This is a genomic window from Pseudarthrobacter humi (genome assembly GCF_024294965.1).
GTDB lineage: Bacteria > Actinomycetota > Actinomycetes > Actinomycetales > Micrococcaceae > Arthrobacter > Arthrobacter humi.
In genome coordinates this window covers 24,778-46,782 of sequence record NZ_JANCLV010000013.1, presented here as the reverse complement: position 1 = coordinate 46,782, position 22,005 = coordinate 24,778, and the positions used below count along the sequence as shown (strand labels likewise).

The 22,005-nt window shown below is 65.4% G+C and carries 22 protein-coding genes; 2 read left to right on the top strand and 20 right to left on the bottom strand.

Annotated elements, in window-relative coordinates:
* Window positions 1-70: 70 nt before the first annotated feature.
* Window positions 71-1,333, top strand: a complete 1,263-nt coding sequence (locus NFC73_RS16395; RefSeq protein WP_254751877.1) for a PrsW family intramembrane metalloprotease — start codon at window positions 71-73, stop codon at window positions 1,331-1,333.
* A gap of 39 nt (window positions 1,334-1,372) precedes the next feature.
* Here the strand turns inward: NFC73_RS16395 and NFC73_RS16390 are convergent, their stop codons facing one another.
* From NFC73_RS16390 to NFC73_RS16295, 20 genes are all read right to left on the bottom strand, one after another.
* Entirely contained in the window at window positions 1,373-2,221 is an 849-nt protein-coding gene (locus tag NFC73_RS16390; protein WP_254751875.1) for a triose-phosphate isomerase family protein, read from the bottom strand.
* A gap of 243 nt (window positions 2,222-2,464) precedes the next feature.
* Window positions 2,465-3,433, bottom strand: coding sequence for a 3-hydroxyacyl-CoA dehydrogenase family protein (locus tag NFC73_RS16385; protein ID WP_254751873.1), 969 nt, complete (start codon window positions 3,431-3,433; stop codon window positions 2,465-2,467).
* A gap of 2 nt (window positions 3,434-3,435) precedes the next feature.
* Window positions 3,436-3,918 (bottom strand): ribose-5-phosphate isomerase, encoded by a 483-nt coding sequence (locus NFC73_RS16380; RefSeq protein ID WP_254751871.1) that lies wholly within the window; start codon window positions 3,916-3,918, stop codon window positions 3,436-3,438.
* Window positions 3,915-5,705, bottom strand: a complete 1,791-nt coding sequence (locus tag NFC73_RS16375) for a dihydroxyacetone kinase family protein (RefSeq protein ID WP_254751869.1) — start codon at window positions 5,703-5,705, stop codon at window positions 3,915-3,917. The genes NFC73_RS16380 and NFC73_RS16375 overlap by 4 nt, the downstream gene beginning before the upstream one ends.
* Window positions 5,706-5,713: 8 nt before the next feature.
* A complete protein-coding gene (locus NFC73_RS16370; RefSeq protein WP_254751867.1) occupies window positions 5,714-6,715 on the bottom strand; it encodes a sugar phosphate isomerase/epimerase family protein in 1,002 nt (333 codons plus the stop codon).
* A gap of 163 nt (window positions 6,716-6,878) precedes the next feature.
* On the bottom strand, window positions 6,879-7,610 hold the full coding sequence (locus tag NFC73_RS16365) for a GntR family transcriptional regulator (RefSeq protein ID WP_254751865.1): 732 nt from the start codon (window positions 7,608-7,610) through the stop codon (window positions 6,879-6,881).
* A 126-nt stretch (window positions 7,611-7,736) separates the two neighbouring features.
* Window positions 7,737-8,147, bottom strand: coding sequence for a transcription antitermination factor NusB (gene nusB / locus NFC73_RS16360; RefSeq protein ID WP_056340263.1), 411 nt, complete (start codon window positions 8,145-8,147; stop codon window positions 7,737-7,739).
* Window positions 8,147-8,710: an elongation factor P gene (efp, locus tag NFC73_RS16355; protein WP_056340266.1), complete on the bottom strand. Its 564-nt coding sequence runs from the start codon at window positions 8,708-8,710 to the stop codon at window positions 8,147-8,149. Before efp ends, nusB begins: the two co-directional genes overlap by 1 nt.
* A 176-nt stretch (window positions 8,711-8,886) precedes the next feature.
* Window positions 8,887-9,405 (bottom strand): tetratricopeptide repeat protein, encoded by a 519-nt coding sequence (locus NFC73_RS16350; RefSeq protein WP_254751863.1) that lies wholly within the window; start codon window positions 9,403-9,405, stop codon window positions 8,887-8,889.
* A complete protein-coding gene (gene aroB / locus NFC73_RS16345; RefSeq protein WP_058932360.1) occupies window positions 9,405-10,496 on the bottom strand; it encodes a 3-dehydroquinate synthase in 1,092 nt (363 codons plus the stop codon). Before aroB ends, NFC73_RS16350 begins: the two co-directional genes overlap by 1 nt.
* On the bottom strand, window positions 10,493-11,038 hold the full coding sequence (locus tag NFC73_RS16340) for a shikimate kinase (protein ID WP_258060726.1): 546 nt from the start codon (window positions 11,036-11,038) through the stop codon (window positions 10,493-10,495). The genes aroB and NFC73_RS16340 overlap by 4 nt, the downstream gene beginning before the upstream one ends.
* A gap of 23 nt (window positions 11,039-11,061) precedes the next feature.
* A complete protein-coding gene (gene aroC / locus NFC73_RS16335; protein WP_058932358.1) occupies window positions 11,062-12,261 on the bottom strand; it encodes a chorismate synthase in 1,200 nt (399 codons plus the stop codon).
* A 26-nt stretch (window positions 12,262-12,287) separates the two neighbouring features.
* Entirely contained in the window at window positions 12,288-13,148 is an 861-nt protein-coding gene (locus NFC73_RS16330; RefSeq protein ID WP_254751861.1) for a shikimate dehydrogenase, read from the bottom strand.
* Entirely contained in the window at window positions 13,145-14,788 is a 1,644-nt protein-coding gene (gene mltG / locus NFC73_RS16325; RefSeq protein ID WP_254751859.1) for an endolytic transglycosylase MltG, read from the bottom strand. The genes NFC73_RS16330 and mltG overlap by 4 nt, the downstream gene beginning before the upstream one ends.
* Window positions 14,772-15,380 carry a Holliday junction resolvase RuvX gene (gene ruvX, locus NFC73_RS16320; RefSeq protein WP_254751858.1) on the bottom strand — a complete coding sequence of 203 codons (609 nt, stop codon included), beginning with the start codon at window positions 15,378-15,380 and terminating at the stop codon, window positions 14,772-14,774. The genes mltG and ruvX overlap by 17 nt, the downstream gene beginning before the upstream one ends.
* Window positions 15,381-15,387: 7 nt before the next feature.
* A complete protein-coding gene (alaS, locus tag NFC73_RS16315) occupies window positions 15,388-18,066 on the bottom strand; it encodes an alanine--tRNA ligase (RefSeq protein ID WP_254751856.1) in 2,679 nt (892 codons plus the stop codon).
* Between the two features lie 120 nt (window positions 18,067-18,186).
* Complete coding sequence (locus NFC73_RS16310) at window positions 18,187-18,417, bottom strand: DUF6167 family protein (RefSeq protein WP_254751854.1); 231 nt, start codon at window positions 18,415-18,417, stop codon at window positions 18,187-18,189.
* Between the two features lie 17 nt (window positions 18,418-18,434).
* Window positions 18,435-18,809 (bottom strand): DUF948 domain-containing protein, encoded by a 375-nt coding sequence (locus NFC73_RS16305; protein WP_254751852.1) that lies wholly within the window; start codon window positions 18,807-18,809, stop codon window positions 18,435-18,437.
* Between the two features lie 145 nt (window positions 18,810-18,954).
* Window positions 18,955-19,581, bottom strand: a complete 627-nt coding sequence (rpsD, locus tag NFC73_RS16300; RefSeq protein WP_058932352.1) for a 30S ribosomal protein S4 — start codon at window positions 19,579-19,581, stop codon at window positions 18,955-18,957.
* 263 nt (window positions 19,582-19,844) lie between these two features.
* Window positions 19,845-21,245: a replication-associated recombination protein A gene (locus NFC73_RS16295; protein ID WP_254751850.1), complete on the bottom strand. Its 1,401-nt coding sequence runs from the start codon at window positions 21,243-21,245 to the stop codon at window positions 19,845-19,847.
* Between the two features lie 75 nt (window positions 21,246-21,320).
* Here NFC73_RS16295 and NFC73_RS16290 point away from each other — a divergent pair, with 75 nt between their 5' ends.
* Window positions 21,321-21,995, top strand: a complete 675-nt coding sequence (locus NFC73_RS16290) for an acVLRF1 family peptidyl-tRNA hydrolase (protein WP_254751848.1) — start codon at window positions 21,321-21,323, stop codon at window positions 21,993-21,995.
* Window positions 21,996-22,005: the final 10 nt, after the last annotated feature.

Below are 22,005 nucleotides of genomic sequence, written 5' to 3'. Positions count from 1 at the left end.
GACGGAATTAAAAAAGGATCATTTGCGTTTCAAAATTACCACATCGGCAGGGGCATCATAGGCTTCCAGTATGTCCATGCACCCTCATCAGCCGGGTTCCGGCCAGGCCGGTGGGCCGGCCGGCCCGCCGGATCCTTTCCCCACGCAGGCGAACCCCAGCTGGATGGGCCGGGTTGAACCGGAATACTACCGGCCAGCGCCCGGAACCAACGCGGCCCGGCTGCCGCCGTTGGGGCCTCCGCAGGCAACCCTGGCTGGCCGGCGGCCCGCAGGCCTTCTGGCACTCACGGTGGGAGGCGCCGCCCTTGTTTTCCTGAGCCTGTTCCTGGTGGTGCCGTTCTTGGTGGCCAACACCGGCGTGGGCGGGTTCCTGGCAGGGTTTGTGCTGTCACTGATCCCGCTGTCCGCGGTGCTCCTTGCGGTCTATCTGATCGACCGGTGGGAACCGGAACCCAAGCGGCTTCTGGTCTTCGCGTTCACCTGGGGCGCTGCGGTGTCCATCGCGGTCACGCTGCTCATCCAGCCGTTCTTTGCCCTGACTTTCCAGTTCAGCGAGGTGGCTGACTTCCAGACGTTTATGGCCACCGTCCAGGCGCCCGTGGTGGAGGAGTTCGCGAAGTCCCTGGGCCTGCTGATGATCCTGCTGCTGGCGCGCAAACACTTCGACGGTCCGGTGGACGGCATAGTCTTCGCCTTCACCATCGCCGGCGGTTTCGCGTTCACCGAAAACATCCTCTACTTTGGCCGGGCCATCGCTGAATCCGCCAACCCGGGAACGGATCTGGCGCAGATCTTCCTCCTCCGCGGCGTGATGTCACCCTTCGCCCATGCCATCTTCACGGGAACCACCGGCCTCATCATGGGTTTCGCCGCCCGCCGCTGGCACTCCGGAGCCTCGGTGCTGGCCTTTGTCATCGGGCTGATCCCGGCGATGCTGCTGCATAACCGGTGGAACAGCATGGGCGCGGGGTTCCTGGCGGAATACATCCTGATCCAGGTGCCCATCTTTGTCCTGGCCGTTGTGGGCATCATCCTCCTCCGCATCGCGGAAAACCGACTCACCCGCCAACGGCTGATGGAATACTCCGCGGCTGGCTGGTTCAGCCCCGCCGAGGTGGAACTGCTGGCCACGCCGCGCGGCCGGCGGACCGCCCTGCAGTGGGCGGCCGGCTACCACCGCCGCCCGCAGATGAAGGCGTTCCTCCACGCTGCCACCCGGCTCGCCTTCATCCGGCAGCGCATCCTCAGTGGCCGCGACGTCCGGCTGCACCAGATGGAGGAGCAGCAGCAGCTGCAGCGGATCCTGTCCCTGCGCGCCGCCGTCGCGGTCTGACTCGGGCGCCGCTCTGTTCCGCGTGTTCGGTTCCTCCGGCTAGGGTCCCCGGAGAGCCACCTGCAAAGCCGTCATTGACAGTGCCTCATCAAGGACTTTGCCGAAGTTCGCCGCATCGTGGGCGAAACGGCCCAGGAAGAGCCCGGAGACGCCGTCGAGCGCGGGCAGCAGCCCTGGCTTGGCCGACCCGCCATAGATGACAGGCAGCTCCCCCAACGCGCTGCCTGCCTCGTGCGAATGGGCACTAAGCAGCGTCCGGAGTGAACGCACGACGGCGGCGACGTAACCTGCGTCGGCGGGCTCCGCTGCGCCAATGGCCCAGACCGGTTCGTAGGCGATCATGAGCCGGGATGCCAGGGCCCAGTCGCCGCCGACCGCCTCGTCGATCTGCTGATGGACAAATGCAGCAGCCTCTACGCTGGCTCCGGTCCCGCTTTTTTCATTGCGTGTTTCCTCGCCCACGCACAGCAGTGCGGTGATGCCGGCGTCGTCGGCTGCCCTGACTTTCCGGGCGATCATGGTGTTGTCCTCGCCGAAATGCCGCCGCCGTTCGGCGTGGCCGATCTCCACGAGGCTTACCCCAAGCTCGGCCAGAAGCGACGGCGACACCTCGCCTGTCCACGGGCCGTCCGCCCAGCCGCAGTTCTGGGCCCCCAGCAGAAGCGGTGATCCTGAGATGACGCTGCCGGCGGCCGGCAGGACCGGAAACGAAGGGATCACAAACGGGACCACCCGCCCGGCCGCAAGGGCCGGACGGGAGTCCACTTCATGCTGTATGCGGGCGAGCCAGTCAAGGCAGTCCCGGTATCCCAGGTACATCTTGGTGCTGACGCCGATGTAGAGGATCTCCGGGGTGCCGCTCTGGTCAGAGCTGCGGCATTCAGTCATGGTGTCCGGTCACCTGTTGTCGGGCCGAGTGTCGGCCTTGTTGCGGAACGTCTTGGTGGCTGACAGTCATTCAAACTCCTCGTTGAGTCAGCAAGTGAGCAAATCAGTGGAAGGTGGAGCGATTGGAGCGAGAATACGTTGAGTATTTCGCCAGCCAGGCAGGCGAACACGTCCGCGGCCACGTGGATTGTGCGTTGCGCGGTGCGGTGCGGTCAGCCGGAGAGACGGCCCTGGAATTGGCCCTTAGTTGATGGGTGCCGGGCCGAGCTCGTCGATGAGCTTCTGCATGGCCACGTAGGCCCTGTTGCGGTAGGCGATGAGTTCCGGGGTGCGTTCGGCGGGGACGTTGAGGAAGCCGGCGCCGGTCTTGGTGCCGAGTTTGCCGGCTTCCACCAGGTCACTCAGGATCTTGGGCGTGGCGAAGCGTTCCGGGAATTCGGTCTGCAGTGACTTGTAGCAGAAGTTGTAGACGTCCAGGCCGGCCATGTCTGCGATGGCGAACGGACCGAAGAACGGCAGTCGGAAGCCGAAGGTGGTGCGGACCAGGGTATCTACGTCCTCAGCGGTGGCGATTCCCTGCTCCACCAGCTGCGCGGCCTCGTGGAAGAGGGCGTACTGCAGGCGGTTCAGGACGAATCCGGTGACGTCCTTGACCACTGCGGTCTGCTTGTTGGCGGCGTGGACCAGGTCCCGGACGGCACCGATGGTGGCGGCCGACGTGTCGGCATGCGGGATGATTTCCACGCCAGGGATGAACGGGGACGGGTTCGAGAAGTGCACGCCCAGGAACCGCTCCGGGTTGGCGACCGGCTCGGACAGCTCCGCGATGGAGATGGTTGACGTATTGGACCCGATGATTGCGTCCGGCCGGGCAGCGGCGCTGATCCGCGCCAGGGTCTGGTGCTTGATGGCGATGACTTCGGGTACGGCTTCCTCGATGAAGTCGGCATCGGCCACCGCTTCCTCGATGTCCTTGGCCGCCCAAAGATTCTGCTTGAGGATGGCCGTGGACCCCTCGGGGAACAGTCCGTCGGCGACGAACTGGTCCGATTCGGCCAGCAGCCGCTCATAATTGTTCTGCGCCACCTCGGCGGAGACATCGGCCAGGGCAACCCGGGCTCCGCCCAGTGCCAGGACCTGGGCAATACCGCCGCCCATGTATCCCGATCCGACGACAGCGATCTTGCGTGCGCTGTTGGGTGTTGTGCTCATGATCAGACTGCCTTCGTGTATTCGGGCTCATAGGAGCAGATGGCGTCGACCTTGCCGGCGGACGCTGAAGTTTCATCAAAGCGGTACTCGAGCCACTCGCCCACGAGCTTCTTGGCGAGCTCCAGGCCGATGACCCGCTGGCCCAGCGTAAGGACCTGTGCATTGTTGCTGAGGACGGAGCGCTCCACGGAATAGCTGTCGTGGGCCGTCACCGCACGGATTCCGGGTACCTTGTTGGCCGCGATGGCCACACCCAGTCCCGTGCCGCAGATGAGGAGTGCGCGGTCCGCTTCGCCGTCCGCCACCTTGCGGGCGGCATTGACGGCAACGTGCGGGTAGGCGGTGGCATCGTTGGCCCCAACCCCGATGTCCAGCACGACGGCAACGCGGCTGTCTGCCGTGAGCAGCGCCTTCAGGGCTTCCTTGTACTCGACGCCGGCCTCATCGTTGCCGATGACGATGCGCCAACCTGCGTGGGTGTTCATGTTGTTGCTCCTTTTCCGGCCGCGTAAGCCGGTTCAGAATGGGCCAACCCTGGCTCCGTGAAGTGTGGCCCCGCCAGGCCAGAGTGGATAAATGCGGCAATCCGTTCGACGATCAGTCCAAAGGAGACCGCGCCGGGGTCTGGGTGCCCGAGGCTCTTTTCGGCCAGCGGACGGGCGCGGCCCTTGAGCGGGCGCAGCTCCGCCGTTTTCGCAGCCGCCGCCTTGGCAGCGGGGGCGGCAACGGTGAGGGCCTGGGTCAGGGTGGTGCCGCCGTCGAGCTCCCGGAGGAACGCCTCCCGGAAGGGCAGGAGCGCGTCCACCATGGTCTTGTCGCCGGGCTCGGCCTTGCCGAGCCCGGTAATGGCGCCCACGAATGCGGTCACGGCGGCGATCGCGTCCTCATTGGTGTAGGTTTCCCGGTTGCCCAGGGCCAGTCCGGACGCGATGACCCCAGAACCCCACAGGGCGCCGGAGGTGCCGCCCGCGCGTTCGCTCCAGGCTTCTCCGGCTGCTTCAAGCACCCTCCCCACCGACGCGCCGGACGCTGCGGCCTGTGCCGCGGCGTCGGCTGCTGCCTCCACGCCCCGGCGCATGCCGATGCCGTGGTCACCGTCACCGGCAATGGCGTCCAGGTTGCCCAGTTCCTCTTCGTGTTCGACGACGACGTCCCGCACCTGGGCGAGCACGGCGGCTGCCAGCCGGCCCAGGTCCGCGGCTGCCGCCGTCGTTTCTTCCACGTCGCCGGACACGGCGTCTTCCGGTCCGGACAGCTGGCGGCGGGCACGCGGAGCCAGGTTGCCTTTGCGGTAGGCCGGCGAGTCTGCTGGCGCGGCCCAGTGGTGTTCGAGTTCCTCATCCAGCCAGAGCAGCGTGAGGGATAGCCCGGACATGTCCAGGCTCGTGACCAACTCGCCGCATTCCGGTTCCACCACAGTCAGTCCGGCGTTGACGAGGAGTTTCTCGATCTTGCCGAACAAGAGGAAAAGTTCGTCGTACTTGACTGTACCGAGGCCGTTGACGATGGCCACCACGCGGCTTCCGCAGTGATCCGGGGTGTCCGAGAGGAGGCGCGAGACCAGCAGTTCGGCGAGTTCGGACGCCGTGGGCATGGGATGCTCCGAGATGCCCGGTTCCCCGTGGATGCCCAGGCCCAGGGACATCTGGCCTGGGGGCACGTGGAAGAGCGGTTCGCCGGCGCCGGGCAGGGTGCAGCCGTCGAAGGCCACGCCCAGGGAACGCGTGCGGTCATTGGCCTTGGTGGCGAGCCGTTCCACCTCGTCCAGGCTCAGGCCTGCCTCGGCGGCGGCGCCGGCAATCTTGAACACCGTGAGGTCGCCGGCGATGCCACGGCGCTTTCCAATCTGGTCACGTGGTGCGCTGGCGATGTCGTCCGTGACAGTGACCGTGCGGGTCTCGATGCCTTCGGCGTTCAGGCGCAGCTGCGCCTGGCCGAAGTGCAGGACGTCGCCCGCGTAGTTGCCGTAGCTCAACAGCACTCCCCCGCCGGCATTTGCCTCTTTGGCCACGCGATAAATCTGCCCGGCGGCCGGTGAAGCGAACATGTTGCCGCAGGCGGAGGCTGTTGCCAGCCCCGGCCCAACCAGACCGGCGAAGGCCGGGTAGTGGCCGGAGCCGCCGCCGACGACGAGTGCGACCTGGCCGGCGGGCACCTCGGTCGAGCGGACCACACCGCCGTCCACACGGGCAACGTATGCGCGGTTGGCAGCGACGAAGCCGTCCAGCGCCTCATCCGCGAAATCAGCGGGATTGTCAAAGATCTGCGTCATGGCTCTTCCTAGACTCCTGCCAGTTCCACGGCGGGCTGCTGCCGCCCCTGGGACACCTGGCTCTGGCCCAGGGCGTAGCCGTCCCGCTTCGGCAGGACATGGCGGCGGAGGTATTCCTGGTTGCGTGCCGTCACGCTCAGGCCGTCCCCGCCGTAGTGCTCGGTGCAGATGATGCCCTGGTAGCCTGCGGCGAGTGCAACCTTGAAGGCTTCGCGGTAGTTGATGAGGCCGCTCTCCATCGGGGCGGGCATGGTGATGTAACTGTCACGCGCCACGTCCTCGTCCCGGATGTAGTTCTTCATGTGCCAGTAGTTGGAGTAGGGCATGGTCTTGGCTACCATTTCGCGCCAGTCCTCGATGGGCCGGTGCAACCGGATCAGGTTGCCGAGGTCCGGGTTGAGCCCAACATTGGCCAGGCCGATGTCCTGCACCAGCTGTACTGAGGAGTCAGCCGTGCCGAGGTAGGTATCCTCGTACATCTCCAGGGAGAGCAGGACGCCGGCGTCTGCTGCGTGCTGGCCCAGCTCGCGGATGCGGGAGACTGCCTTGCCCCACACTTCCTTGTCCCCCACCGGGTCCTTATAGCCTTCAACGGTCCAGAACCACAGCTGCTTCTGCTGCTCCCGGGTAATGGCCTGGTGCAGTCCGAAGGAGACCACTTCGCAGCCGAGCTCGGCTGCGGCGTCGATGGTCCGGTGGCTGTAGGCGAGGTTGTCGGCCCAGTCCGTCTGGTGGATCACGCTACGGCGGATGGCGGAAATGACCGGGATCCCGATGCCCACATTCTCTGCAGTCTGTTTGAACTCGGCGAGCCGCTCTCTGCTCAGATCGCCGGGACGGACCCAGCTGTCGGTGAGGTCAGCATTGGCGAAGCCGGCTTCCTTGACCTCGGTCAGGACTTCCGCCCAACTGGACGCGTCGGCGTCGTTGATATGCGTGCCCTTGGCATCAGTTCCCGGAAACTGCAGCAGTGCTGCGGTGATGGGCCAATTCTCAGCTGTGTAAGCCACGGTGCTTTACTCCTTCGCGATCCTCTTTCCTATAGGATCTACTATCAAAAAAGAGTTGTCAAGATCACATCCATAAGTGGCCCCGCCCATCCCAACTGGGTAGCAGCAGGTGTCGTTTTGAGGGCCCAAACCGACACCTACTGCTACCTACATGGGGCCGGGACTAGCTTTCCGGGGCGTCGGCAATGGCCCGGGAACGGACCTTGCGGATATGGTCCGCCATGGCTGCGGCTGCTTTGTCGGGATCGCCGGTGGCAACGGCAGCCAGGACTGCCTCGTGTTCCGCGATGGCGTGCTCGGCATCCGTAATGCCCACGCCGCCGAAGAGCCGGAACCGCTGGACCTGTCCCCCGAGGGCTGAGTAGGCGGCCTCCATAAACTGGTTTCCGGTCTGCCGCGCAATCAGCTGGTGGAACCGTTCGTCCGCTTCCAGATAGTCCTTGAACTCGGCAAACGAAGGGCCCCGCGGTGCGGATTTCAGGTCCTCGACGGCCTGCCCCAGTTCGGCCAGACCGTCCTGGTTGATGCGTTCACTGGCCAGCCTTGCGTTGACAGGCTCGATTGCCAGCCGCGCCTCCATCAGCTCCGCAAAATCCTCCTGCGTAAAAACGGGAGCTACGCGATAGCCTTTCAGCGCCACCCTGCGGACCATCCCGGTATGCTCAAGCCGCGCCAGGGCCTCGCGGACAGGTGTGGGAGAAACGTCCAGTTCGCGGGCTGTCCCGTCAATGCTGACCACGGCGCCGGGGACCAGCCGGCCATCCATAAGGGAGGCCAGGAGCTCTGCATAAACGTGGTCCGCCAGCACCTCGCGGCTCACCGCGCGGCCGGTCCTGTTGGGGCCGGTCGGGTCCGTGCTGCTGCCGGCGCGGGGGCCTGTGGACGCGTTTTTCATAGTCAGATCCTATAGGAAGCGCCGGTCAGTGATCGTTTCCGGGGACGCCAAGAGCCCCGGCCAGGTGGACCTGGCCGGGGCTCTTTGTGACGCCGTGCGCGGGCTCTTGGCCCGCGGCATAGCAGCTCAGGCCAAGAGGGAGGGCTTCAGCTGCTGCAGCCGGCCAAGGAGGCCGTTAATGAACGACGGCGATTCATCCGTTGAGAGCGTCTTGGACAATGCCACTGCTTCACTGACCGCGACACCGTCGGGAACATCGTCGTTGTACAGCAGTTCCCAGGTACCGATCCGCAGGATGATGCGGTCCACCGAAGGCATACGTTCCAGGGTCCAGCCCTGGGAATAGGTCTCGAGGAATTCGTCGATGGCGGTCTGCTGTGAGACGACGCCTTCCACGATTTCCAAGGTGTACGGGTTCACGATCTGGTCTGTCAGTTCGCGCCGGGACCTGAGTACATCGAAGGCGGAAACCGAGCGCTGCTCGGCCTCGAAGAGGACATCCAGTGCCCTGTTACGGGCCTTACCGCGTGCGCTCACTACTCGCTGACCCGGCCGAGGTAGCTGCCGTCGCGAGTATCAACCTTGACCTTGGTGTTGTTCTCGACGAACAACGGAACCTGGATCTCGTAGCCGGTTTCCAGCGTTGCGGGCTTGGTGCCGGCGGAGGAGCGGTCGCCCTGCAGGCCAGGCTCGGTGTAGGTGATCTCGAGGACGACGCTGGGAGGAAGTTCGATGTAGAGCGGGTTGCCTTCGTGGATGGCGATGTTCACCATCTGGTTCTCCAGCATGAAGTTGGTGGCGTCACCGACAGTGGCGCCGGAAACGGTGAGCTGGTCGAAATCCGAGGTGTCCATAAACACGAAGTCGGCGCCGTCCTGGTACAGGTACTGGTAGTCCCGGCGGTCAACCGTGGCGGTCTCGATCTTAAGGCCGGCGTTGAACGTCTTGTCTACAACTTTGCCGGACATCACGTTCCGCATCTTGGTCCGCACAAACGCGCCACCTTTACCAGGCTTGACGTGCTGGAATTCAATGATGTTCCAGAGCTGGCCCTCGAGCTTCAGGACCGTTCCGTTCTTGATGTCGTTAGTGGTTGCCACTGGTATCCTCTGGTTTCTATCTGTCTGGTCAGTTGTCAGACGTTCTATGCCGGCCAGGCAAGCCGAACGGCCCGCCAGCGCGTGTTTATCAAAAATCCAAGAACTATTCTACCGGTAAAACCCGGGCGGCTTGCGTCCGGCCTTCCGGCCACCCAAGCAGGAGCGTGGCAGGCGTTTCAGCAGGCAAGATCCAGGACGTCCCGGGCCCGCTGTAACGCCACGGTGGATGAGTAGATCATTGCGGCATCAGCCGATTGCGCAACCCGCAGATCCAGCGCCCGGGCAAAGGCTTCCACCGCGGCGGACGTGTGTCCGGCCGCGTACTGGGTCTTGCCCAGGTATTGCAGGACCAAGGCTTCTCGGTCGGTCCCCTGGAACTCCGCGAGCAACTGCCTGAACAAATCAAGGGCGCGGTCGGTGCGGTGGGAAACACGCAGCACCTCGGCCTCGAACGTCCGAAGCCGGAAGGACTCAGGGTCCTTGAAGCGGGCCTCCGCCAGGAGTTCGGCTGCCTCCGCAGCGTGCCCTTCCACGATCAGGACGAAGATCTGGTCTGACGGGTCCGTGGACGCCGCCAGGGCCGCGCGGCAGGCGTCCTCGTTGACGATCTCCGGCAGCAGGGAGACCGGGTTGATCCGGATTCCGGGGAAACCAGCCTCGGGCCAGTCGCTGGTGCCCGCCACGTCGCCCTGCATCAGGAGGCGATTTCCTGGTAGGCCGCGAAGAGCAGGGACGTGTCCGGAACATCCAGGATGCCCGGCTTGGCGATGCCGTCCAGGACCACAAAGCGCAGGAGGTCCCCGCGTGATTTCTTGTCCCGCCGCATGCCGTCCAGCAGCCCCTGCCAGCGGTCCCGCCGGTACGTGACCGGGAGTCCCAGTGTTTCCAGGATGCTGCGGTGGCGGTCGGCGTCGGCGTCGCTGAGCCGGCCAACGCTGCGGGCAAGTTCAGCGGCGAACATCATGCCCACCGATACTGCCGCGCCGTGCCGCCAGGAGTACCGCTCCACGAGTTCAATGGCGTGGGCCAGGGTGTGGCCGTAGTTCAGGATTTCGCGCAGCCCGGATTCCTTGAGGTCTTCCGAGACCACTTTGGCCTTGACCGCGATGGCGCGTTCGATGAGTTCGCGCAGGGCGTCAGAACCGGGGTCGGTGGCCGCCGCCGGGTCCTTTTCCACCAGGTCAAGGATGGCCGGATCTGCGATGAAGCCGCACTTGATGACTTCAGCCATGCCGGAAATGATTTCATTCCTGGGCAACGTATTCAATGTGTCCAGGTCCACCAGCACTCCGGCCGGCGGGTGGAAGGAGCCCACCAGGTTCTTGCCCTCAGCCGTGTTGATGCCGGTCTTCCCACCCACGGACGCATCCACCATGCCCAGCAGGCTGGTGGGCATGTGGATGACCTTTACGCCGCGGAGCCAGGTAGCCGCCACAAATCCGGCCAGGTCGGTGACGGCCCCGCCGCCCACTGCCACGATGGCGTCCGAGCGCGTGAAATCGTTCTGGCCCAGGACCTGCCAACAGAAAGCGGCGACCTGGATGTGTTTGCCTTCTTCGGCGTCCGGGATTTCCGCGGTCAGCGAGGTGAAACCCGCTGCAGCAAGCTCATCGCGGACCGTGTCACCGGTGAGCCGCAACGCACGGGGATGGATGACCAGCACACGCCGGACCCGCTCCCCCAGCAACGCCGGAAGGTTCCCCAGCAGACCGCGGCCAACTACGACGTCGTAATTCTGCCCAGCGGATTCGCCGGTGACCTTGATAACTGTTGAATCGACGCTCAATTTTCAACTTCCTGTTTGGCGGCCGCGTAGTCACGCAGCGCAACTTCGAGCCGGTGTCCCAGCTCGCTGACCGAGCCCTGGCGGACATCCACCACAAGGTTGGCCAGCCGTTCGTAAACGGGTTTCCTGGTAATAAACAGAGCGGACCATCGGGCCATGGCATCGCCGGCCAGCAGCGGCCGGCCCGAGTTCCGGGCGATGCGGCTGGCCACGGTTTCCTCATCACATTCGAGGTACACCACAGTGCAGCGGCCCAGGAGCTGCTGCGTGCCGGAATCCAGCACGGCGCCGCCACCCAAGGAAATCACGCTGGCGGCGCCTTCTGCATGCTCCACCGCGCTGGCAACGGTCCGGGCCTCGATCTCCCGGAACGCGTGCTCGCCGCGCCCGGCAAAAATGGAGGCGATGCTGCCATGGGCGTCCACGATCAGGTTGTCCGTATCGACAAACGGCACGTCCAGCAGCTTGGCCAGCTCGTGGCCGATCGCGGACTTTCCCACCGCCATGGGTCCGATGAGGACAATGGGCCGGTTGCCAGGCACACCGGCCTTACGGCTCCCGGGCACTAGTGGCCGATCGAGTCCAGGGATGCCGGAATGTTGTCCAGGTAACCCTTGATGTTGCGGGCGGTCTCCGCCACGGAGTCGCCGCCGAACTTTTCGGTGACGGCTTCCGCCAAAACCAGCGCGACCATGGCCTCGGCCACCACGCCGGCAGCCGGCACGGCACAGACGTCGGAGCGCTGGTGGTGCGCCTTGGCAGGCTCCCCCGTGCTGACGTCAACCGTGCGAAGGGCGCGGGGCACCGTGGCAATGGGCTTCATGGCCGCCCGCACGCGCAGGACGTCGCCGATGCTCATGCCGCCTTCAATTCCGCCGGCCCGGTTGCTGGTCCGGATGATCTTGCCGTCAGCGTCCTTAACGATTTCGTCGTGGGCAGCGGAGCCGCGGCGCGCAGCTGTCAGGAAACCGTCGCCGACTTCCACGCCCTTGATGGCCTGGATGCCCATCAGAGCGGCGGCAAGGCGCGAATCAAGCCTGCGGTCCCAGTGGACATAGCTGCCCAGTCCCGGCGGCAGTCCGTACGCGAGGACCTCCACCACACCGCCCAAGGTTTCGCCTTCCTTGTGGGCGGCGTCAACCTCGGCCACCATGGCGTCAGAGGTCTCGCGGTCAAAACAGCGCAATGGATCGGCGTCGAGCGCAATCACGTTGGCCGGAACGGGCAGCGGACGGCCCTCGGGCACGGTCACACTGGCGATGGAGACGGTGTGACTGACCAGTTCGATGCCGAGCGCCTTGAGGAACTGGGACGCCACGGTGCCCATGGCAACCCGCGTGGCGGTCTCCCGGGCACTGGCGCGTTCCAGGACGGGCCGGGCCTCGGTGAACCCGTACTTCTGCATCCCGGTGAAGTCTGCGTGGCCCGGACGGGGCCGGGTCAGCGGTGCGTTGCGGGCCTGGTCCGCCAGGATTTCCGGATCCACCGGATCGGCGGCCATGATCTGCTCCCACTTGGGCCATTCGGTGTTGGCGACCTGGACGGCCACCGGACCGCCCTGGGTCAGGCCGTGGCGGACGCCACCGAGAATGGTCACGACGTCCTGTTCGAACTTCATCCGGGCGCCCCGGCCGTAGCCAAGGCGGCGGCGTGCCAATGAATCGGCGATCTGCCCGCTGGTGAGTTCAACACCGGCGGGGACGCCTTCAATAATTCCCATCAGGGCCGGACCATGGGATTCACCGGCAGTCAACCAACGCAACATAATTTCCATCCTGCCACGTATGGCGGTCAGAACGCCCGTCGGGGAAGGCCGACTGAGTCGCACATCACATCTATGACAGACGCATTAACGTCGTCACCGCGGCCGGTGAACAGGCGTACCTGTTCCACCGCCTGGTACAACAACATTTCGAGCCCGGGCACCACCGCACCGCCGCCGGACTGCCACGCCGACGCAATCTGGCTGGGCCACGGATCATAGGCCACGTCCAGGAGGACACCGGGTGTTCCGGTTCCCAACGCGGTGATCTCCGCCGCCAGCCCGTCCGCTGCGCGCGGCGGGAGCGTGGAAATTACGACGTCGGCACTTGCGGTCGGAACGGCGGCTTCGGTCAGCGGCCGGACAACGATGGAAAGGCCTACTCCGGCCGCGGCGGCGCGTGCTTCGTCGGCCCGGGAGGTATCCCGGACGAACACCTGGGCGTGCTGCGTGCCCAGGTCCTTCAGCGCGGCCACTGCGGCTGCGGCTGTACCGCCTCCGCCCAGCACCACGGCGGCGGGGCTGGCTGCCACTCCGGCGTTAAGGACAGCGTTCACGATGCCGGCGACGTCGGTGTTGTAGCCGATGAGCCTGACGGAGCCGAGGTCTTCCTCGAAGGCGACGGTGTTGACCACGCCCAGTGTCCGTGCCACGCCACGGACTTCGTCCACTTCGGCAAACATGCCTGACTTCAGGGGCATGGTCACTGAGAGTCCACGCCAGCCCTGCTGCGTCCTGACCTGTTCCATAAACGCCGGCAGCGCCTGCTCGGTCAGGTCCAGGGCCGTGTAGATGATGTCCATTCCGAGTTTGGCGTAGGCCGCCAGGTGCAGGGCCGGGGACTTGGAGTGGCTGATCGGATGGCCCAGGACGGCGGCCCGGAGACTCATGTGCAGCGGCCCACGTTGGCCTGGCACCAGGTGTTGTACTGGGCGACGTAGACGTTGTGTTCGTCGAGCGTCTTGGAGAACTTTGTCTCCTTCGTGTCCAGGTTGATGGTTACCCAGTACAGGTAGTCGTTCGTTTTGGGCTTCGCCGCCGCGTCGATGGCGGTCTTGCCCGGGGAGCCGATGGGGCCCGGAGGCAGGCCCGGGTTGGCGTAGGTGTTGTACAGGTTGGATTTGTCCTGGCGCTCTTCATCGGTGAAGTTGAAGCTCTTGGTGCCCAGCCCGTACGTCACGGCCGAATCCACCTGCAAATATCCGGAGGTCTGGTCATTCGGCTTGAGGCGGTTGTAGATGGCCCCGGCAACGTCGCCGTACTCAGCCTGTCCGCCTTCGGCCTGGACAATGCTCGCCACGATCACGGCCTCATACTGCTTCGCCGGATCGGAGATGCCCTGTGCCACCAGTTCGTCCGTGGTTACTTTCACCAGCGACTGGAGGATGTCCTTGGCCGGTGTGCCAAGCGGGAAGCGGTACTCCCCCGGAGCGAGGAAACCCTCAAGGTTCTTGGCGTTGGCTGGGAGCCCAAACTGCGCGGGAGCGTTGCTGAGCTCCTTCAGTTGCTGCAGCGACACACCGGAGCCCTCGGAAATGGCCTGCAGCGACTCGCCGATCCTGAGACCGGCACTCAAGGCGAAGTAGATGACCTTGCTCTTGTCGGTGCCGAGCAGGACGCTGACGGCGTCGGAGTTCTTCATTTCCATCTTGAACGTGTAGTCCCCCGGCGACAGCGTTCCGCCGGAAGAAGCAAATGCCTGCAGGAAAGTGTCAGCGTTGGCCACGACTTTCCCACTCTCCAGTTTGGTGGCCACGGAGCGGGTACCTTCACCAGGCTGGACCGAAACAATGACTTCGCCCGTGCCGGGGCCGGGGTAGTCGGCCGCTTTGTCGTTTCCCAGCAGGGGCTTCAGGAACTGCGCGCCCACGGCGATCGCTGCCACGAAGACCACAAGGGTCAGGAACAGGGCCAGGAGGCGGCGCCGGCGCCGCACCTTCTTGGAGGGCTTTGCCACTACGGGAATCGTGGCTGCGCCGGCGAACAGGCCGGTGTCGGGGTGGTGATCACCAGGGTAGCGGTCATCGGCATGGTGATCATCATGGTGGTGTTCTTCGTCCGGATAGTGGTGCCCGTCGTGGTGTTCTTCGTCCGGATAGTGGTGCCCGTCGTCATGGAGCGTTTCGTCAGGGTGGTAGTGCCCGGCGTCGTGCGCTTCATAAGAGTGCTGGTCTTCGGGGTGGTAGTCCGGAACCTGGGCGTCATCCGGATGGTGGTCTGCGGCCGGACCGGCGTGCTGGATGGAAGGCGGAGTGTGCGGAGCTGTGGGAATAGCCGGCTGTGCCTCCGGCTCGGGGGCGTGAACCGGTTCCGGCAGTGGCTCCCGCTCGGGGGCAGGCTCCGGTGCGGGTGCAGCTTTGGGAGCAGTGGCAGGTGCAGGCGCATCATGGCCCGTTTCGTAGGCCTGCTCGGGAACCACATCGCTGCTTCCCGTGTGCTTCTCCAGGGCGCGGAGCTCTTTCCGGGTCAGCGGCCTGGCGCCATCGTTGCTCATGGCGCCTGGGGCGTCGTCGTTATTGGACGGGCTCACTGTAGCCTTCCGTGTTCTGAGATCGGGTCGTGCCTTCCGGGGCCGCATGCTCGGGCTGGACTGCCGAACCTGCTCCGGATGGCCGAGTACGGGGCGGCGCAGTCACGCGGCTGCCAACGTCCGTTCCCCTGGCTTTTTGCATGTCGATGGCGTGCTGGAGGATGCCTGCCGCCGCGACCTGATCCACCACTTTACGGTGGTTCCGGCTGCTCATGCCAGCCTCGTGCAGGTTACGGTGCGCTGTAACACTGCTCAGGCGCTCGTCAACGAGGTTGACCGGAACATCCATTCCCCGGGCAACGAACTCGGCGACCAGCAGTCCGGCGTAGTCGGTGGCCATCCTGGCAGAGGCGTGTTCCTCGCCCTTCATGGTACGTGGCAGCCCCACGAAGACCTGGACGGCGCCCAGTTCCACAGCGAGGGACGCTATAACACGAACGTCGGAATTCTTCTTGGCGTTGCGGTCCAGGGTCTTGTGCGGAGTGGCCAGGATTTCGTCCCGGTCGCAGATGGCGACGCCCACGCGGACGGTGCCGACGTCTACCCCCAGTTTGATGCCTTGGGGGTAGACGGCACCAGCGGATTCTGTCACGGGTTCCCTAGCGCCGGGAGATGGCGTCCACAACGGCGGCCAGCGCCGGTGCGACCTTGGCGGCGTCCGTGCCGCCACCTTGGGCGACGTCGTCCTTGCCGCCGCCACCGCCGCCGAGGATTCCGGCCGCGAGCCGGACCAGGGCTCCCGCCTTCACGCCGGCTGCCCGGGCTGCCTCGTTGGTGGCCACCAGGATCATGGGCCGGTCGTTGCTGACACCGGCCACTGCCACGGTGGATGCTGCCGAACCGAGGCGGTTGCGCAGGTCGAGGGCAAGGTTGCGGATGTCGTCAGCCCCGCCGATCTGTCCGGCGTCGTGTGCGATGACCCGGACGCCGGCTGCGTCCCGGGCTGTGCCCACGAGGTTTCCGGCCGCCGCGGCGATCTGTTCCTTGCGCAGGCGGTCGAGTTCCTTCTCCGTGGCCTTGAGCTTGTTCAGCGTGCTGGCGATTCTGTCGGCGAGCTGACCGGAAGGCACTTTGAGCATCTCGGTCAGTTCAGTCACCAAGGCGCGCTCGGCGGCCAGGTGGCGGAATGCATCCATGCCGACGAACGCCTCCACACGGCGGTTTCCTGAACCGACTGACTGCTCGCCGAGCAGCGACAGGCTGCCGATCAAAGATGTGTTGGGCACGTGCGTGCCGCCGCAGAGTTCCCGGGACCACGCGCCGTCGATCTCCACAACACGGACTTCGCTGCCGTAGTTTTCGCCGAAGAGCGCCATGGCGCCCAGGGCCTTGGCCTCCGCCAGGCTCATGATCTTCGTGTCCACGCGGAAGTTGTTGCGGATGGCGAGGTTGGAGACTTCCTCGATTTCCGAACGCGTGGCCGTGCTGAGGCCCTCGCCCCAGGCGAAGTCGAACCGCAGGTAGCCGGCCTTGTTGTAGGAACCGCGCTGGGTGGCTTCTGGGCCGAGGATCTGGTGCAGGGCGGCATGGACGATGTGCGTGCCGGTGTGCGCCTGCTCGGCGGCGTGGCGCCGCTCGCGGTCCACGGCTGTGCGGACCAGTGAGTCGGAGCCGATCTCGCCTTCGCGGACGATAGCCTTGTGGACGCTCAGTCCCTTGATGGGGCGTTGGACGTCGAGGACCTCGACCACGAATCCGTCACCGGTGATGAGGCCGGTGTCAGCCGACTGGCCGCCCGCCTCAGCGTAGAACGGGGTCTCCGCCAGGACGAGTTCAATCTCGTCGCCGGTGGCGGCGTGCCCCACGTTCTGTCCGCGGCTGAGGATGCCCCGGACCCGGGACTCACCGTCCAGGTCGGTGTATCCGGTGAAGACAGTCTCGCCCTGGGCCAGCAGTTCCTGGAAGGCGCTGAGATCGGCGTGGCCGCCCTTTTTGCCCTTGGCGTCCGCCTGGGCACGCTGGCGCTGTTCGAGCATCAGGCGGCGGAATTCCGGCTCGTCGACCTTGAGTCCAGCTTCTTCCGCCATCTCCAGGGTGAGGTCGATCGGGAAGCCGTAGGTGTCGTGCAGGGCGAAGGCATCTGCACCGGACAGCGGCGTGCCGGCGGCCTTGGACTCCGTGACGGCGTCTTCGAGGCGGGCGGTACCTGAAGCGATGGTGCGCAGGAAGGCCCGCTCTTCGGCGTAGGCGATCCGGCTAATGCGGTCAAAGTCCGTCGCCACGATGGGGTAGACGCCCTTCATGGCATCGCGTGAGGCGGGGAGCAGGTCGGGCAGGCAGGCCTTTTCGACACCGAGCAGGCGCATGGAACGCACGGCGCGGCGGATCAGGCGGCGCAGGACGTAGCCGCGGCCCTCGTTGGACGGGGTCACGCCGTCGGCGATCAGCATCAGGGCCGAACGGATGTGATCACCGACAACGCGCATGCGGACGTCGTCCGTGTGGTGCGGATCCTCAGGTGTTTCGGCCGACGTGTACTCCCGGCCCGACAGCTCAGCAGCCCTGTCGATCACAGGCCGGACCTGGTCGGTCTCGTACATGTTCTCCACGCCCTGCAGGATCATCGCGAGGCGCTCCATGCCGAGGCCGGTATCGATGTTCTTCTTAGGCAGCTCGCCGACGACGTCGAAGTCGTCCTTCGAACGGACGTTGTCGATCTGGTACTGCATAAACACCAGGTTCCAGATTTCAACGTAGCGGTTTTCGTCGGCGATGGGACCGCCCTCGACGCCGTAGGCAGGGCCCCGGTCGTAGTAGATCTCCGAGCAGGGCCCTGCCGGGCCCGGCTGGCCGGTGTGCCAGTAGTTGTCGGCCTTGCCCATGCGCTGGATGCGCTCGGACGGGACGCCGGTGTTCGTCAGCCACAGCTCCTTGGCTTCGTCGTCCTCTTCGTAGACAGTCACCCACAGCAGTTCCGGCGGAAGGCCGTAGCCGCCGTCGTCCACGCTCGTGGTGAGCAGCTCCCAGGCGTACTTGATGGCGTCTTCCTTGAAGTAATCACCGAAGGAGAAGTTGCCGCACATCTGGAAGAAGGTCCCGTGGCGGGCGGTCTTGCCCACTTCCTCGATGTCACCAGTGCGGATGCACTTCTGGACGCTGGTGGCCCGGGCGAAAGGGGCTTCCTCGCGGGCCGTCAGGTAAGGGATGAACGGAACCATGCCGGCCACGGTGAACAGGAGGGAGGGGTCGCTGGAGACCAGCGAGGCGGAGGGAACCGCGGTGTGTCCTTTGCTGACAAAAAAGTCCACCCAGCGCTTTGTGATCTCCTGCGACTTCATGAGCTGATTACATACCCTTCTCGGTTCACGCGTTGTGACACGCATGACTTATTTGATTCAGACGGCAGTGCCGGCACGCGGCGGCTGCTGGTTTAATTCTCGCGCGTTTTGCGCGCGCGTTCAGCGGCGGGCTACGTCCTGGGAATCGATCCCGAGGGCGGCCCGAAGGTCCGTCTCGCGCTCATGCATTCCGGCACGCACGGCATCGGCGAAGTCGTATACGCCGTCAGCCAGCCGGCCCACCGCGCGGTTCAGGCCCGCGGGCCCCAGGTTGGACTGGGCTTCGCTGATCTTGCGGAACGCGATGACACCGATGGCCACGCCGATTCCCATCCAGACAAATCGTTTCATTTCAGTTCTCCGGTGGCTTAGCGGCTGCGGCGGCCGGGTGCGGGCTTCTTGCGGTTGGCGAGTGCTGAACGCACGCCGTAGCTGAAGGCCGCCACCTTGATCAGCGGTGAACCGACCGTCGCCGCTACGAGTGATGACAACGCGGAAAGGTTTGCCGACGCATCCGAAACGTTGGAGGCGATGCCATCCACTTTCTTCAACTGCTGGTTGGTGGTGGTCACAGTCGCGGTGACTTCGTCCATCAGGGGCGTGGCGCCATCGCTGAGGGAGCGGATGGAGGTCCGAATTTCCTCCAGCACACTGCCGAGCTTCAGGATGGGCACGGCGAGCAGCAGCACCAGGAGCGCGAACACCCCGGCTGCGATCAGGCCGGCAATATCGCCACCAGACATAGACGTTCATCTCCTTGAAACTGACGTGGATTTTTTACCTCTGCGTACGCTGCGTTGATGCGTTCCGCAGATGTCCCCCAAGTACCTTACATACAAAGAAGCCCGTGGCGCTTGCCACGGGCTTCTTTGGATACGCTGCTGGGATTTAGCGTGCGTAGAATTCGACGACGAGCTGCTCTTCGCAGGTTACGGGAACCTCGGAGCGCTTCGGGCGACGGACCAGGCGGGCCTGAAGGGCGTCAAGCTTGACGTCCAGGTAGGCCGGAACCTGGGGCAGGACGTCGCGGTGTGCGCCGGCTGCTGCAACCTGGAGCGGAACCATGGTTTCGCTGCGGGTGTGGACGTGGACAAGCTGGCCTTCGCTGACGCGGAAGGACGGGCGGTCAACGCGGATGCCGTCAACCATGATGTGGCGGTGCACAACGAGCTGGCGGGCCTGGGCGATGGTGCGGGCGAAGCCGGCACGCAGCACGAGGGCGTCCAGACGCATTTCGAGCAGTTCGATCAGGTTTTCACCGGTCAGGCCCTTGGTGCGGCGGGCTTCTTCGAAGGCGCGGGTCATCTGGGCTTCGCGGATGCCGTACTGGGCGCGCAGACGCTGCTTTTCGCGCAGACGTACGGCGTAGTCGGAGTCCTGCTTCTTGCGGGCACGGCCATGCTCACCGGGGCCGTACGGGCGGCGCTCCATGTACTTGGCGGCCTTGGGGGTCAGAGCAATGCCGAGTGCACGCGAGAGGCGTGCTGTACGGCGAGCACGAGTGTTGTTAGCCACTTGTGTCCTTCCAATATCTGCGGTGTGTCAGTGTTACTGGCCTCCATAATGGAGAGCATCGGCCAACCGCTGCCTTTTGCTACTGGGCACAGGGCTACCCCAACGAAACAGCAGAAATACTGAAGGATGGGGAGATTGCGTCCGCGCCTTGCCAGACAACGAACAATCTTAGCAGGATTCGGCTGCATTCCCACACTCCGGCCGCCGCGCCCCCGGTCACTCCCGCGGCGTCACTGCCCGGTCACTCCACCGACGACGCGGGGTCAGTTGCCGCGGATGATCTTGCGCAGGCGCTCGAGGCGCACGGCGATGTCCCGTTCCGCGCCGTTGGCGGTGGGCTCGTAGTAATCCCGGCCCACCAGGTCATCCGGCGGGTACTGCTGGCTCGCCACGGAATGGGGCGCATCGTGGGCGTACTTGTAGCCGAGCCCGTGGCCCAGCTGCTTGGAGCCCGGGTAGTGCGCATCACGCAGGTGCGCCGGGATCCCGTTGCCCAGGCCGGCACGGACATCCGCGACGGCCTTGTTGATTCCCATGTACGCCGCATTGGATTTCGGCGCGGTGGCCAGATGGACCACGGCCTCGGCCAGGACGATCCGACCCTCGGGCATGCCGATCAGCTGGACTGCCTGGGCGGCGGCGACCGCCGTCTGCAGCGCCGTGGGGTCCGCCATTCCCACGTCTTCGGCCGCGGAAATCACGATACGCCGGGCGATGAACCTCGGGTCCTCCCCTGCCTCCAGCATTCTGGCCAGGTAGTGCAGTGCGGCGTCGACGTCGGAGCCACGGACAGATTTGATGAAGGCGCTGGCGACGTCGTAGTGCTGGTCCCCGGCGCGGTCGTAGCGCACGGCAGCCACATCCAGGGCGCGTTCGGTGTGCTTGAGTTCCACGGTGATCAGCGAGTCGGCAGCGGCGTCGTCCGCATCGCCGAAGGCCACGCCTGCTGCGGCTTCGAGGGCGGTCAAGGCTCGCCGGGCGTCGCCGCCCGCGAGCCGGACGAGGTGCGCCAGGGCCTCGGCGGTGAGCTCCACCTTCCCGTTCAGGCCGCGCTCGTCCGCCACGGCGCGCTGCAGGAGCCCTTCAATGTCCGCCTCCGTCAGCGGTTTCAGGGTGAGCAGGAGGGAGCGGGACAGCAGTGGCGAGACCACCGAAAAGGACGGGTTTTCGGTGGTTGCTGCTACGAGCACCACCCAGCGGTTTTCGACGCCGGGCAGCAGGGCATCCTGCTGGGCCTTGTTGAAGCGGTGGATCTCGTCGAGGAAAAGCACAGTGGTGGTCTTGTACAGGTCCCGCGCTGTCAGGGCTTCGTCCATGACCCGCCGGACGTCCTTGACACCCGCGGTGATGGCGGACAGCTCCACGAACTTGCGCCCCTTGCCCTTGGCGATCACGTGTGCGAGCGTGGTTTTTCCGGTCCCCGGCGGTCCCCAGAGGATCAGTGAGCTGGGCCCCGCGGGGCCCAGGGCATCAGTGCCGGCCGCCAGCTGCCGCAACGGCGATCCCTGCCCCAGCAGGTGCTGTTGGCCCACCACGTCATCCAGGGTGCGTGGCCGCATCCGGACGGCCAAGGGACTGCGGGGCGCGGCGGTACGGCCGGACGACGACGGTTCGTCAGTGTCGTCGTCGTCATTGCCATGCCCTTGGGCGAAGAGATCATCCACATAGATAGGCTACTCATTAGTTCACTGCCCCACTTCCGCCCTCGATTTTCCGTCCGCCACCCAAGGGATCCCGCCATGAGCGCACGCAATACCCCCGGCGCCGGCCGGCCGGGGTCAGTCAGGACCGCGTTTGTGTCAGGCGAACGCCTGACCGGCTGGGCGGAACGCTTCGGTGCCTCGCACGGCGGCTTCCGGATCAGCGATGACGACGACGGCGTGCGGCTGCTGGCGGCCGACGGCACCACTGCGCTGCTCCAGGCCCCCTGGCCACCTGACGGACGGCCTGGACGCGGCGCTGATCCGCTGGAGCGCCTGGCCTCCGTCGCCGCCCAGCCACGGACCGCTGGCCTGGTGCTTGTGCGGCGCGGCGGCTATGCGGTGGGCGTGGCCCGGGAAGGCATCCTGCTCGCGTCCAAGGCAGGGTCACGCTACGTGCAGTCCCGTACCGCGGCCGGCGGCCAGTCCCAGCAGCGGTTCGCACGGCGCCGGGCTAACCAGGCTGATGAGCTGGTGGAGAAAGTGGCGGCCCACGCCGCAGCGGTCTTCGGCGGCCAGCCGATCGAGTACCTGGCGCCCGGCGGGGACCGGACCCTTGCGGGACTGGTCATGGACCACCCTGCCATGAAGCTGTATGCCTCAGTCCCCCGGCTGGACTTCCTGGATGTGCCTGATCCCAAAGGCTCGGTGCTGCGGAAGGCCGCCGCGGATGCCTGCGCCGTCCGGATACAGGTGGCGGACGCGCCGCCATAGATACCCACAA